The following is a 13,662-nucleotide window of genomic DNA, read 5'->3' as shown; positions in this document are numbered from 1 at the left end:
ATGACCCAATCATCCAAATCAGCAAAAACCGTTTTCGTAGTCTTATTATTTTTGATGGTATCCTTGGGATGGTCGCAACAGGGTGATACCTCGTACAAACGAAGGGTGTTGGAGGCAAGTGAGGTTGACTTGCTTTTTAGCTATTACGATCAAGATGGGCAAAATGCGGCAGTTACAGGTGGCGAAGGTACTGAGGAATTAACGGACGCTACCTCTAGCATTGTCTTGCGAATGCCCATGAACGAGGACGATGTTTTAACTGTGGATGTGGGGTTGTCCGCCTATACTTCGGCATCTTCCAGTAATGTAAATCCTTTGGACGGCGGACTCAATGCTACTCCGTTTGATGCTTCTTCGGGAGAATCTCGAAAGGATGTTTTGGTCTATATCAACCCAACTTATCAGCACAGTTCCCACGACCGTAACTCCATTTGGAGTGCCAATGCCTATTTTTCGTCGGAGTACGATTATTTTTCCTTTGGCTTTGGAGGCAGTTACACCAAGTTATTCAACGAGAAGAACACAGAAATCACACTTAGTGGTAATGTATATTTGGATAAATGGAATTCACAGTACCCTATCGAACTACGTGATGGTTTCTTTGATGACCGTATCACCGGAAACGGTGCTTACAATCCGATTTTTTCTGAGTTTGAGGATGAAAAGCGGAATTCTTACTCACTTTCCTTGAATTTCTCCCAGATCTTGAGCCAAAAATTGCAAGGTGCCCTATTTATGGATGTGGTATCTCAGAACGGATTGTTGAGCACGCCATTCCAACGCGTGTATTTCTCGGATTTTGAAGATTTTTATATTGATGATTTCCAATTGGCGGATAATGTGGAGCAATTGCCCGATAGCAGGTTCAAAATACCTGTGGGCGGAAGGTTAAATTATTATTTAAATGATTTGGTAGTGCTGCGCTCGTATTATCGTTTTTATTGGGACGATTGGGGAATTCGTTCCCATACCGCAAGTTTGGAAGCACCTTTTAAGTTGACGAACAGGTTCACCCTATACCCAAGTTACCGATATTATACCCAAACGGCGGCTGACTATTTTTATCCCAAGGAGCAAGCGTTATCTACCTATGATTTCTATACTTCGGATTACGATTTGTCCAAATACGATGCCCATCAGTATGGAATGGGAGTGCAGTACAAGGATATTTTTACTAGTGCCCGAGTGCTCAATTTTGGACTGAAAACCATCAATCTGCGTTTTAGTCAGTACGATAGAAGTGATGGCCTCAATGCCTTTATTGTTACCCTTGGGACTACTTTTGTTGGGAACTGACCTCAATTAATTAAAAAATAATCCAACTAAAAAATCGTAAATTCGCATTCCCATTAGGAGGATTGATTTATGCTAGACAAACTCAACATTGTAAAACAGCGTTTTGATGAGGTTTCGGACCTCATCATACAACCCGATATTATTGCGGACCAAAAAAGGTACGTAAAGCTAAACAAAGAGTACAAAGACTTGAAGTTGCTCAGCGACAAACGCGACGAATACATAAGCCTTACCAACAATATCCAGGAAGCAGAAGAAATTATTGCCGACGGTAGTGATACAGAAATGTTGGAAATGGCCAAAATGCAATTGGACGAGGCCAAAAGTGCCTTGCCCAAATTGGAAGAAGAAATCAAATACTTGTTGATTCCGAAGGATCCTGAAGACGAGAAAAACGTAGTAATGGAAATCCGAGCAGGAACTGGAGGGGACGAGGCCAGTATTTTTGCTGGAGACCTATTCCGTATGTACACCAAATATTGCGAATCCAAAGGATGGAAAACCAACGTAATCGATTTGAGCGAAGGAACTAGCGGTGGATACAAGGAAATCCATTTTGAGGTAAACGGTGAGGATGTATACGGAACCCTGAAGTTTGAAGCCGGGGTGCACCGTGTACAACGTGTACCACAGACCGAAACCCAAGGTAGGGTGCATACTAGTGCGGCTACCGTTATGGTGATTCCCGAGGCGGAAGAGTTCGATGTTCAAATAGACCCAAAAGATGTACGGATTGATTACTTCTGTTCCTCTGGACCTGGAGGGCAATCGGTGAACACTACATACTCAGCAGTACGTTTAACCCACGAACCCACAGGGATTGTAGCGCAATGTCAAGACGAAAAGTCCCAACACAAGAACAAGGATAAAGCCTTTAAAGTACTTCGTTCCCGTTTGTACGATATGGAATTGGCCAAGAAACAGGCCGAGGATGCTGCCAAACGTAATTCGCAGGTGAGTAGCGGAGATCGTTCGGCAAAAATCCGTACCTACAATTATCCACAGGGTAGGGTAACCGACCACCGAATTGGTCTAACACTGTACGATTTACAGAACATCATCAATGGAGATGTCCAAAAGATAATCGATGAGTTGATGTTGGTGGAAAACACCGAGAAACTCAAAGAAGCTTCGGAGATATTTTAATCGGTTAATTCCCAATTGAGCACGGTTGAGAACCATTCAAAATGAAGATAGAAGATTTAATTGCCCAAATACATCAAAAAAAATCGTTCCTCTGTGTTGGTCTCGACACGGATTTAGATAAAATTCCAGAACACCTCTTAAAAGAAGAAGACCCTATTTTCGCTTTCAACAAGGCTATAATTGATGCTACGCATCCTTATTGTGTAGCCTACAAGCCCAATATTGCTTTTTATGAGGCTTATGGTCTGGAAGGATGGAAATCCTTGGAACGTACCATGGCATATTTGAATGCCAATCATCCAGAAATGTTTACCATAGCTGATGCGAAACGTGGAGATATCGGTAATACATCCACTCGCTATGCCAAGGCGTTTTTCGAAACCATGGATTTTGATTCCATTACCATTGCTCCTTACATGGGCAAGGATTCTGTAGAGCCTTTTTTGGAGTTTGAGGGCAGGCATACCATTTTGTTGGCACTTACGTCCAATCAAGGGGCTTTTGATTTTCAGACCAAAAATGTAGATGGTCAGGAATTGTATAAAGAAGTATTGTCCGTCTCTAAAACGTACAAAGGTGCAGAAAGGCTAATGTATGTGGTGGGTGCCACTAAAGCTTCTTATCTTGAGGATATTAGGGAAATTGTACCAGAAAGTTTTTTGTTGGTGCCCGGAGTTGGTGCGCAAGGGGGAAGTTTGCAAGAAGTTTGCAAGTATGGAATTACCAAGGATATAGGTTTGTTGGTGAATTCTTCTCGAGGTATTTTATATGCCTCAACAGGTTTGGATTTTGCTGAAACCGCTGCGAAAAAGGCACAAGAAATCCAGCAAGAAATGCAAATTGAACTGAGCAAAATCAAATAGATCATATCAATGCCCATTATAGGCTTTCCAAAATCTTCTTGATGCTCTGCGCTTTCCTATTAAAAAATTCTCCCAACTGAGTGTCTTTACCGGCAACGCTGGCAGCTTTTTCCATAAAATTATTGTGCATTACCTCCAAAACTGATGCTGCTTGGTTTACACTGGTGATTGGTGTAACAGATCCAACTTTACAATACTGATTATTCATAGCTCTCAAGATTTGTTAATAACAAAGATACGTTCAAAACAGGCTTGTGGATTATGTTAAGGGTGGTATACATCTATAAATCAGGTAATTTATCTAAAATTTAACGTATGTGTGACCATTTGGTTGTGGCGCTTACATTTCGTTAGAATAAAATTAACGTACTTTTAAAAGAAGTTGAACAACAGATAGATTGTACTTATGAGAAAGCTACTATTCATCTTCACCTTAATTTTTCAAGTGGCTGTGCAAGCACAAGATGCGGAAAGTTGTAATTGCTGCTCTGAAAACCACATTGCTTTTGATTTTTGGGTAGGGGAGTGGGAAGTAGTTAATTTCCAAGATGGCTCTCTTGCAGGTTCTAGTGTAATCAGTAAGGAAGAAGGTGGTTGCGTGATTCGAGAAAATTGGATCAGTGCCAAAGCAGGGTATACGGGAACCAGTCTTAATTTTTATAATGCTCAGACCAATGAATGGGAGCAGTTATGGATAGATAATGCAGGAGCTTCTTTAAAATTGAAGGGGAATAGGGTTGACAATCAAATGATCTTGACTTCTGATGAGTTTAAAAAATCTGATGGCAAAAAATATAGGAACCGAATTACCTGGACCAAAAACGATGATGGAACCGTGAGACAATTATGGGAGGTTCTCGGAGAAGGGAACAGTATCTCAATTGCTTTTGATGGGCTCTACCGAAAAGCTCAGAAAACAAAAAACCGGTGAAGAACACCGGTTTTTAAACTAACTAACTCAAAAAAATGCTAACTCAGATAACTTGTACAAAATTCAAGTTTAACCTTCAGGCCAAGGTTAATTTAACTTTAGGATTTTGTTATAATTATTCTTAATTATTGAGTTTATAACGCTTTAGTTTTTGAGTTATTGCATTTTTAGCAAAAAATTATGATTAATCCTGAAGGGCGAATACCTTTTTTAACAAATCTGTTGTTCTTGATGAAACTTTTGTCCTAATTTCCTTTTCTTCCAGAGCAATCATGGTATAGACTCCTTCCAATGCTTCGTTGGTGGTGTAGTCGGTTAAATCTGGATTTACATTATTGGTAAGGCGCAGGCTATTGTATTTGGTGATAATGTTGCTCCAGATTTGGTCCGCTCCCACTTTTTGGAACGAATTTTTGATAATTGGGTTGAATTTATTGTACAACTGTGTTTTTGTGGCTTGTTGTAGGTATTGGGTCGCGGCATTATCGTTCCCTAAAAGAATCTGTTTGGCATCATTAAAAGTGATTCCCTTTACGGCATCTACAAAAATAGGTGTGGCTTCGCCAACGGCATCCTCTGCGGCACGGTTTATTATTCTCAAGCCTTCGTCCGCCAAGCTGGACAAGCCAACATCACGCAAGGTTTTGTCCACTTTTTGTAGTTCTTCCGGAAGCAAGATTTTTACAAGTTCGTTTCTAAAAAAGCCATTTTCCAGAGCTAGCTTATCCACTTGTTTCTCAATACCCATATTCAGGGCTTCCCGTAATCCTTGTGCTATTTCGGCATTTCCGATTCCTGTAGTTCCTTGGGGTAATTGGTTTACAACTTGTTGGAGTTCCGCACATCCCACGAGCTGCAACACCAAAATACATAGCAATAATCTTTTCATGGTTAAATTTTTTAATTTGGAGTAATAATATATGGGAAACTACATAAATAATCTTTGATTTCTAAGACGTTTGGATGAATTCATTGTTTATAGTTCAACGATTTGTTCAGTTTATTGTTGATCCAAAATGATGGGTTCGCCATTGACAAGAATTTCCAGGCTTTCCCCTTCGTTCATCGTAATTATTGTGCCACTTTGGGCAACAGTAACCTTTAAAATCCTGTCCCTAAAATTAATTTTGAAGGAATACCTGTCCCATTGCTCTGGGATTTTTGGAGAAAAGCAAAGCTTACCGTCTCTTACACGCATGCCCCCAAAACCTTCCACAATGCTCATCCAAGTTCCTGCCATGGAAGTAATGTGAAGCCCTTCTTCCACTTCCTTGTTATAATCGTCCAAATCCAATCTGGATGTACGGAGGTAAAAAGTATACGCTTGCTCCATACGACCCAGCTTTGCTGCTTGTATGGCATGAACGCAAGGTGAAAGTGAAGATTCATGTACGGTAAAGGGTTCATAAAAATCGAAATGCTTTTCCAGTTCTTGTTCTGTAAAATGGTCTTCGAAAAAATAAAACCCTTGCAAGGTGTCGGCCTGTTTAATGTACGGGGAACGTAAAATTCTGTCCCAGCTCCAATGTTGGTTAATGGGGCGTTCTTTTTTATTCAACTTGGCCACGCGAACCAAATCTTTGTCCAAGAACCCATCTTGCTGAAGGTAAACCCCATGTTCTTCGGAATAGGGCAAGTACATGTGGGCGGCTACTTTTATCCACAGTCCAGTTTCGTCGTTGCTCAATTGGGTTTTTTCCAAAACTCTTTTGTAGTCGTTGGGATACTCCTGCTGTACATAATTTAATTGCTCCAAAGTATATTCCAAACACCATTTAGCAATATAATTGGTGTACCAGTTGTTATGAACGTTGTTTTCGTACTCGTTGGGCCCGGTTACTCCCAACATCACATATTTATTGCGGTGAGTGGACCAATTGACCCGTTGTTGCCAAAATCGTGCAATTCCGATCAGTACTTCCAACCCCATTTCTGGAACATAGCTATAGTCTTGGGTGTATCTTGTATAGTTGTAAATGGCATAGGCTATGGCACCGTTTCTGTGGATTTCTTCAAAGGTGATTTCCCACTCGTTGTGACATTCTTCACCATTCATGGTAACCATAGGATATAATGCAGCACCTTTGGTGAAACCCAATTTTTCGGCATTTTCTATGGCTTTATCCAGATGGTTGTATCTGTATTTGAGCAGTTTTCTGGCCACTTCCTGATTTTTGGTGGCCATATAAAAAGGAAGGCAATAGGCCTCGGTATCCCAATAGGTGCTTCCGCCATATTTTTCACCTGTAAATCCTTTTGGCCCAATATTTAATCGGGAATCTGTTCCGGTATAGGTTTGGTTCAATTGAAAAATATTAAAACGGATACCTTGTTGGGCTTTTACATCACCTTTTATGGTAATGTCGCTCATTTCCCAAATAGCTGCCCATGCCTTTTTCTGTTCTTCCAGAAGTTTATCGAAACCTAGGGAAGAAACTTCATCCAGCACTGAGTTGGCAGCTTCCATTAATTTGTTCGCGTCATGGTTTCGGTCTACCGCGTAACCACCATATTTGATCAAACTTACCTTTTCTCCTTTCTTGATTTTTTGGGAAAACTCAAAACCGATTGCAAGTTCTTCTTTATTTAGGGAATCAGGAGTTTCTTTTATGGTATCCCCGTAAACCAAATGGGCCTGCATAAAAGTACACACATTAAAATGTGTTTTCATGGTGTGAGACTCAATAAAGGCTCTGTTTTTATTGGATTCAATATTGGTGGTGTTCCAGAACTTATCGTCCCAATTGCTATCCTCATTGGTAATACCAGCATCAATATAAGGTTTAAAAACAATTTCAGCATCAGTATTCATTGGGGTTATCTCAAATTGAATTGCTCCAACTTCATCATGGGATAGACTCAAAAACCGAGTGGCCACAACTTCTATTTCTACATTATTGGGCGTAGTGGCGACGAAATTTCTTCGGTACCATCCTTCCTTCATATTAAGCTCCCTCTTAAAGTTTTTGATATTAGTGCAAGTGGCCAAATCCAAGGGCTCTCCATCGATACTAACATCGATGCCAATCCAATTTGGGGCATTTATAACCTTGGCAAAATACTCGGGATAGCCATTTTTCCACCATCCGACACGGGTTTTGTCTGGATAGTATACGCCTCCAATATAGCTTCCTTGAAATGTGGGGCCCGAATAGGATTCTTCAAAATTGGCACGCTGCCCCATAACCCCATTTCCCATACTGAAAAGGCTTTCGGAAGATTTGATGCGTTCCTTGTCGAAACCTTCTTCTATAATGCTCCATGGATGTGATTGTATATAGTCTTGATTCATTTTAGGGGTGATTGATGTGTTGTTTGTTTTTTGGATTAAATTGTTAGAATTTGATTAAAACCTGTGGTTTTTATGGATATTGACATTGCCCGAACATAATAAATTCCGATTAAATAGCAGTTCCATTCTCGTCTATATCCTCGACCCTTGAAACCAATAAGGCGGCAATTAAAAAGGCGATACCGCTAGTCATTAGTGCATATATAGGATGTCCGTTGTATAGGTATTGTACCATTAGGCCTCCAATTAGTGCATTTATAATTTGGGGAATCACAATAAAAAAATTGAAAATGCCCATATAAACTCCCATCTTTTGTGGAGGAATGGCACCTGCCAAAATAGCGTATGGCATAGCCAAGATACTGGCCCATGCGACTCCGATGCCTATCATGGAAAGTATCAGCCAATTTTCGTTGGGCATAATATAAATGGATAGAAAGCCTAGGGCACCTATGATCAATGAGATTGCGTGTGTTTTTTTTCGGCCTACTTTTTTGGCAATGGCAGGAAGAAAAAAAGCGAAGATGGCAGAAACACCGTTGTACACACCAAATAAAACGCCCACCCAATCACCTGCATTTTGATAGGCGGTACTTTGACTATGGTTGGGATCCAATCCATAAATATGCTCAGCAATGGCCGGAGTGGCAAACACCCATAAACCGAACAGCCCAAACCAGGAAAAGAACTGTACCCAGCTCAATTGCCGCATGGTCTTTGGCATTTTGGCAAAATCGGTAAATATATCGATTAGGCCGCCTGTCGATTTTTCTGTTTCCTTGACTTTTTCGTTTTGGTTTAAAAGAGCCATTTCCTTGGGAGTGTACTCTTTTGTGGTAAACACCGTAATTGCCACACTGATGATCAGCACTAGCGCACCTATTACAAAGGAAAGCAGCAAGTTTAAAGGAACTTCGCCCGCCGCGGCCGTATTGCTAATTCCAATCCAGTTGGTCAATACGTATGGTAACCAAGAACCGATGACCGCACCTACACCAATTAATACGGTTTGAATACTGTAGCCCAGCGTACGTTGGTCAGATGGTAGCATGTCCGCAATCAAAGCCCTGAAGGGTTCCATGGCAATGTTGAATGAGGCATCCATCACCATAAGCATACCGGCCCCAACCCAGAGTGAGGGCAAAAAAGCAGTGAACATATCCGCATTGGGCATAAAAATGAGTCCCAATGAAGCCAAAAGGGCGCCTGTTAGAAAATAAGGTCGTCTGCGTCCCAAGCGTGTCCAGGTCCTGTCGCTATAATGGCCTACAATAGGTTGAACAATAAGTCCGGTAAGTGGAGCAACGATCCAAAACCATGAAAGTTCGTGGACATCGGCCCCAAAACTTTGGAGAATTCTACTGGCATTGGCATTTTGGAGGGCAAAACCCATTTGAATTCCAAGGAATCCGAAACTGAGGTTCCAGATTTCCCAGAAGCTTAATCTACGCTTTTGAAACATTGTGATAGAGTGTTAGATCCACAATTTGAACTGCTTATGCCGCTCTCGAATACTTTTAGGGAAAGTAAAATAAAACATTTTCGTGGACAAACTTTAATCCCATTAAATGGCTTTAATTCCCCGATGCACTGCGTCGAAATGGTTTTAAGGTTTGTTCGTTTGAATACCTCGTGGGCCTGCCTTTGTCGGCAGACAGGCTTGCCTTGAGGTAGTTGATTTTAGGAGAAAATCACGGTCTTGTTGTTGTAAACCATAGTTTTTCGAGCTACGTGAAGTTGAACGGCTCGGGAAAGGACTATGCGTTCCAAATCCCTGCCCTTGGCAATAAAATCCTTAACGGAATGCGTGTGCGAAACGGTGGTGACATCCTGCTCAATAATCGGCCCTTCATCCAAATCTTCGGTAACATAATGGCTGGTAGCACCGATAATCTTTACGCCTCGATTAAAAGCGGCATGGTAAGGTTTAGCCCCGGCAAATGCAGGTAAGAAAGAGTGATGGATGTTGATGATTTTCTGGGGGAATTCATCAATCACCTTTGGTGATACAATCTGCATGTACCTAGCCAATACAATAAAATCCACACCGTACTTTTTTAATAGCTCCAGTTGTTTGTCCTCGGCCTCAGCTTTATTTTCTTTGGTTACGGGAATGTGGAAATAAGGAATGTTGAACTGTTCTGCTACATACTCCAAATCCTTGTGGTTGCTCAAAATAAAAGGAATATCTACTGAGAGCTCCCTAGAATTGTAACGGCTCAACAAATCATAAAGGCAATGATTGTACTTGGAAACAAAAATGGCCATTTTAGGCCTGTATTCATCCGTGTAGGCATCCCATTCCATGTTGAAACCAGTTGCCAATCCCCGACCGAAATCCTCTTTGAACTTGGGTAGGTCCAATTCCTGTTCAAATTCACTCTTTAAACGCATAAAAAATACGCCCGCCTGTTTGTCCACATGTTGATCAAGGTACACCACGTTCCCTTTTTGCTGATGGATAAAGGTGGTTACAGAGCGAATTATACCAGATTGGTCCGGGCAATTGATAAGAATGGTCAGTTTCATTGAACATGTTTGAGCGGATAAAATTATGGTATTCAAAAAAGGAAGTCCAAACTTTTATTATTTTTTGTATAATCTTAATCAAAACCAATTTTCATTTGCATTTTCTGTAAATTGCAGGGCGAAAACAGACCTTTTATTGCAGATGGAACAAATTAAACCCTACAAGCCTAAACATAAAATCAGAATCGTGACCGCAGCTTCTTTGTTCGATGGACATGATGCGGCCATCAATATTATGCGAAGGATTATCCAAGCTACTGGAGTTGAGGTGATTCATTTGGGGCACGATAGGAGTGTGGTCGAAGTGGTGGATTGTGCCATTCAAGAAGATGCCAATGCCATTGCAATGACCTCTTACCAAGGAGGGCACAATGAGTATTTTAGGTATATGTTCGACTTGCTGAAAGAAAGAGGCGCAGCACATATCAAAATTTTTGGTGGTGGCGGAGGTGTCATCCTTCCAGAAGAAATAAAGGAGTTGATGGATTATGGGATTGAAAGAATCTATTCCCCAGACGATGGTAGGCAAATGGGGCTTCAAGGAATGATCAACGATTTAGTGAAACGATGTGATAATGCCGTTCCCGATTTAAATCTTCCTAAAGGAAAATCACTGGAAAACGAATTGAAGAAAAAGCATCCGAATACCTTGGCACGATTAATTTCATTGGCCGAGAACCGTCATAAAGAGTACGAGAAATTTCAACAAGAAATTGAACAAAGACAGACCAACGTACCTGTTTTAGGTATCACCGGTACAGGTGGGGCAGGAAAATCGAGTTTGGTAGACGAATTGGTGCGACGTTTTTTGATGGATTTTCCCGATAAGCACATCGGTATTGTTTCGGTAGATCCCTCAAAACGAAAAACGGGAGGCGCACTTTTGGGAGATAGAATCCGAATGAATGCCATCAACAGCGATAGAGTGTACATGCGTTCTTTGGCTACGCGACAGTCCAATCTGGCCCTGTCCAAACACGTATCGGAGGCAGTTCAAGTGCTGAAAGCTGCAAAATATGACCTGATTATCTTGGAAACCTCTGGAATTGGTCAATCCGATACCGAAATTTTGGAACACAGCAATGTTTCGCTATATGTGATGACGCCCGAGTTTGGTGCGGCCACGCAATTAGAAAAGATTGACATGCTGGACTTTGCCGATATTGTTGCCATCAATAAGTTTGATAAACGTGGTGCTTTGGACGCCCTTCGCGATGTAAAAAAACAATATGCCCGTAATCATGGATTATGGCATGCCAATGAAGATGAACTGCCCATTTACGGAACAATCGCTTCACAGTTCAACGACCCTGGGATGAATAATCTCTACAAAAAGGTGATGGACACCTTGTTGGAGAAAGCAGATTCCAATTTGGAATCAACCATCGAGATTATCCAAGAAATGGCAGAGAAAATCTATGTAATCCCACCAGCACGAACACGTTATTTATCAGAAATAGCTGAAAATAATAGAAGTTATGATGCCAAGGCAAGGGAGGAATCCAAAATAGCCCAAAAGCTCTATGGTATCTTTTTAACATTGGCATCTGCCTTGGGACTTGATCAAGAGAAAGCCGAGGAACTGTTTTTAGATAAGTCAGGGTTGAACGAAGAGGAAATTCAATCATACCTAAAAAGTGATAAATCCAAAGAATTTATTTCACTACTGGTAAAGGAGTTCGACAAAGTCAAGATGCATTTGAATCCGCATCATTGGGAGGCTATTTTAAAATGGCGGGAAAAGGTAAATCGCTACAAATCTGAAATCTATTCCTTTAAAGTTCGAGAAAAGGAGGTCAAGATAAAAACCCATACCGAATCCCTGTCGCACAGTCAGATTCCTAAAGTTTCCCTGCCCAAATACCAAGCGTGGGGGGATATTTTACAATGGATATTGCAAGAAAATGTACCTGGTGAATTTCCATATACGGCAGGTTTGTATCCGTTTAAAAGGGAAGGAGAGGACCCAACCCGAATGTTTGCTGGTGAGGGAGGCCCGGAACGTACCAACCGACGGTTCCATTATGTGAGTATGGATATGCCCGCCAAGCGGCTTTCCACTGCTTTTGATTCGGTGACGCTGTACGGAAACGACCCAGACCATCGCCCTGATATTTATGGAAAGATTGGTAATGCAGGAGTGTCCATTTGTTGTTTGGACGATGCCAAAAAATTGTATTCAGGTTTTGATCTGAGCAGCCCAATGACTTCTGTGAGTATGACCATAAATGGTCCCGCTCCAATGCTGTTGGCATTTTTTATGAATGCCGCCATTGATCAAAACTGCGAAAAGTACATCAAGGAAAATGGTCTGGAGAAAGAGGTGAAAGACAAACTCAAAGCTATTTTTGATAAGAAAGAGGGGGGGCAATCCCAATATTATGGAGAGCTTCCTAAAGGGAACAATGGTTTGGGATTGATGCTTTTGGGCGTTACGGGTGACCAAGTATTGCCAGAATCGGTTTATATAGAAATAAAGAAGAAAACCCTGAATCAAGTTCGCGGTACGGTACAGGCCGATATATTAAAAGAAGACCAGGCACAGAACACCTGTATTTTTTCAACCGAGTTTGCCCTAAGGTTAATGGGCGATGTGCAAGAATATTTTATAGAGCAACAGGTTCGTAATTTTTATTCAGTTTCCATATCGGGCTATCATATTGCGGAGGCAGGTGCCAACCCTATCACCCAATTGGCATTTACGCTGTCCAACGGGTTTACCTACGTGGAGTACTATTTGAGCCGTGGAATGGACATCAACAAATTTGGCCCGAACCTTTCGTTCTTCTTTTCCAATGGAGTAGATCCAGAGTATGCGGTAATTGGTCGCGTAGCTCGACGTATTTGGTCCAAAGCTTTAAAAGAGAAATATGGGGCCAACCCGAGAGCGCAAATGCTCAAATACCATATTCAAACTTCGGGAAGGAGTCTGCATGCGCAAGAGATTGATTTTAATGATATCCGTACCACGCTTCAGGCACTTTATGCGATTTATGATAACTGTAATTCATTGCATACCAATGCCTATGATGAAGCCATTACCACCCCGACCGAGGAATCGGTGCGTAGGGCCATGGCCATTCAGTTGATCATTAATAAAGAATTGGGGTTGGCCAAAAACGAAAATCCAATTCAAGGATCATTCATTATTGAAGAGTTGACAGATTTGGTGGAAGAGGCCGTTTTGATGGAGTTTGACAGAATTACCGAACGTGGTGGTGTACTTGGAGCCATGGAAACCATGTACCAACGTTCCAAAATACAAGAAGAGAGCCTTCATTATGAAACTTTAAAGCACTCCGGGGAATATCCGATTATTGGAGTGAATACATTTTTGAGTTCCAAAGGCTCGCCTACCATTTTGCCCGCAGAAGTAATCCGAGCTACCGAAACCGAAAAGGAAAATCAGATAAAAACACTGGAAAACCTTCATGAAAGAGAAAAAAGCATGGCAGAAAGGCAACTATCCGAATTACAGGAAGTAGCTATCAATAATGAGAACATTTTTTCAAAATTAATGGAAGCTGCTAAATATTGCTCATTGGGTCAGATTACCGAAGCTTTGTTCCAAGTGGGAGGGCAATACCGAAGAAATATGTAAAGGG

Annotated in this window: 10 protein-coding genes; 5 read left to right on the top strand and 5 right to left on the bottom strand. The window is 41.4% G+C overall.

Annotated features, from left to right (window positions below; genetic code table 11):
- The 3 genes from MURRU_RS02015 (at nucleotide 1) to pyrF (ending at nucleotide 3,305) form a co-directional block, all read left to right on the top strand.
- Entirely contained in the window at nucleotides 1–1,296 is a 1,296-nt protein-coding gene (locus MURRU_RS02015; RefSeq protein WP_014031743.1) for a DUF3570 domain-containing protein, read from the top strand.
- A 69-nt stretch (nucleotides 1,297–1,365) separates the two neighbouring features.
- Nucleotides 1,366–2,442 carry a peptide chain release factor 1 gene (prfA, locus tag MURRU_RS02010; protein WP_014031742.1) on the top strand — a complete coding sequence of 359 codons (1,077 nt, stop codon included), beginning with the start codon at nucleotides 1,366–1,368 and terminating at the stop codon, nucleotides 2,440–2,442.
- A 41-nt stretch (nucleotides 2,443–2,483) separates the two neighbouring features.
- On the top strand, nucleotides 2,484–3,305 hold the full coding sequence (gene pyrF, locus MURRU_RS02005; RefSeq protein WP_014031741.1) for an orotidine-5'-phosphate decarboxylase: 822 nt from the start codon (nucleotides 2,484–2,486) through the stop codon (nucleotides 3,303–3,305).
- Nucleotides 3,306–3,321: 16 nt separating this feature from the next.
- On the opposite strand, the gene MURRU_RS02000 is transcribed toward pyrF, so the two are convergent.
- The gene (locus MURRU_RS02000) at nucleotides 3,322–3,513 is read right to left on the bottom strand and encodes a hypothetical protein (protein WP_014031740.1); all 192 of its coding nucleotides are present in this window, start codon (nucleotides 3,511–3,513) and stop codon (nucleotides 3,322–3,324) included.
- Between the two features lie 198 nt (nucleotides 3,514–3,711).
- Between MURRU_RS02000 and MURRU_RS01995 the strand changes: the two genes are divergently transcribed.
- Nucleotides 3,712–4,236: a hypothetical protein gene (locus MURRU_RS01995; RefSeq protein ID WP_014031739.1), complete on the top strand. Its 525-nt coding sequence runs from the start codon at nucleotides 3,712–3,714 to the stop codon at nucleotides 4,234–4,236.
- Between the two features lie 184 nt (nucleotides 4,237–4,420).
- On the opposite strand, the gene MURRU_RS01990 is transcribed toward MURRU_RS01995, so the two are convergent.
- The 4 genes from MURRU_RS01990 to purU all read right to left on the bottom strand — a co-directional run bounded on the left by MURRU_RS01990 (nucleotide 4,421) and on the right by purU (nucleotide 10,057).
- Nucleotides 4,421–5,125 (bottom strand): DUF4197 domain-containing protein, encoded by a 705-nt coding sequence (locus MURRU_RS01990; protein ID WP_014031738.1) that lies wholly within the window; start codon nucleotides 5,123–5,125, stop codon nucleotides 4,421–4,423.
- 111 nt (nucleotides 5,126–5,236) lie between these two features.
- Nucleotides 5,237–7,528 carry a glycoside hydrolase family 65 protein gene (locus MURRU_RS01985; protein WP_014031737.1) on the bottom strand — a complete coding sequence of 764 codons (2,292 nt, stop codon included), beginning with the start codon at nucleotides 7,526–7,528 and terminating at the stop codon, nucleotides 5,237–5,239.
- 109 nt (nucleotides 7,529–7,637) lie between these two features.
- Nucleotides 7,638–8,990 carry an MFS transporter gene (locus MURRU_RS01980; protein WP_014031736.1) on the bottom strand — a complete coding sequence of 451 codons (1,353 nt, stop codon included), beginning with the start codon at nucleotides 8,988–8,990 and terminating at the stop codon, nucleotides 7,638–7,640.
- A 218-nt stretch (nucleotides 8,991–9,208) separates the two neighbouring features.
- Nucleotides 9,209–10,057 (bottom strand): formyltetrahydrofolate deformylase, encoded by an 849-nt coding sequence (gene purU, locus MURRU_RS01975; RefSeq protein ID WP_014031735.1) that lies wholly within the window; start codon nucleotides 10,055–10,057, stop codon nucleotides 9,209–9,211.
- Nucleotides 10,058–10,199: 142 nt separating this feature from the next.
- Between purU and MURRU_RS01970 the strand changes: the two genes are divergently transcribed.
- Nucleotides 10,200–13,658 (top strand): methylmalonyl-CoA mutase family protein, encoded by a 3,459-nt coding sequence (locus tag MURRU_RS01970; RefSeq protein ID WP_041801732.1) that lies wholly within the window; start codon nucleotides 10,200–10,202, stop codon nucleotides 13,656–13,658.
- The last annotated feature ends 4 nt before the right edge of the window (nucleotides 13,659–13,662 follow it).

This window comes from Allomuricauda ruestringensis DSM 13258, assembly GCF_000224085.1.
GTDB lineage: Bacteria > Bacteroidota > Bacteroidia > Flavobacteriales > Flavobacteriaceae > Flagellimonas > Flagellimonas ruestringensis.
This window is presented reverse-complemented; position numbering and strand designations above follow the sequence as displayed.

What these genes read in the sequence shown, in the direction of transcription:
- MURRU_RS02000 (WP_014031740.1), bottom strand. Translation starts at nt 3,513, where the DNA reads ATGAATAATCAGTATTGTAAAGTTGGATCTGTTACACCAATCACCAGT.
- purU (WP_014031735.1), bottom strand. Translation starts at nt 10,057, where the DNA reads ATGAAACTGACCATTCTTATCAATTGCCCGGACCAATCTGGTATAATT.
- MURRU_RS01980 (WP_014031736.1), bottom strand. Translation starts at nt 8,990, where the DNA reads ATGTTTCAAAAGCGTAGATTAAGCTTCTGGGAAATCTGGAACCTCAGT.
- MURRU_RS01995 (WP_014031739.1), top strand. Translation starts at nt 3,712, where the DNA reads ATGAGAAAGCTACTATTCATCTTCACCTTAATTTTTCAAGTGGCTGTG.
- MURRU_RS01970 (WP_041801732.1), top strand. Translation starts at nt 10,200, where the DNA reads ATGGAACAAATTAAACCCTACAAGCCTAAACATAAAATCAGAATCGTG.
- pyrF (WP_014031741.1), top strand. Translation starts at nt 2,484, where the DNA reads ATGAAGATAGAAGATTTAATTGCCCAAATACATCAAAAAAAATCGTTC.
- MURRU_RS02015 (WP_014031743.1), top strand. Translation starts at nt 1, where the DNA reads ATGACCCAATCATCCAAATCAGCAAAAACCGTTTTCGTAGTCTTATTA.
- MURRU_RS01990 (WP_014031738.1), bottom strand. Translation starts at nt 5,125, where the DNA reads ATGAAAAGATTATTGCTATGTATTTTGGTGTTGCAGCTCGTGGGATGT.
- MURRU_RS01985 (WP_014031737.1), bottom strand. Translation starts at nt 7,528, where the DNA reads ATGAATCAAGACTATATACAATCACATCCATGGAGCATTATAGAAGAA.
- prfA (WP_014031742.1), top strand. Translation starts at nt 1,366, where the DNA reads ATGCTAGACAAACTCAACATTGTAAAACAGCGTTTTGATGAGGTTTCG.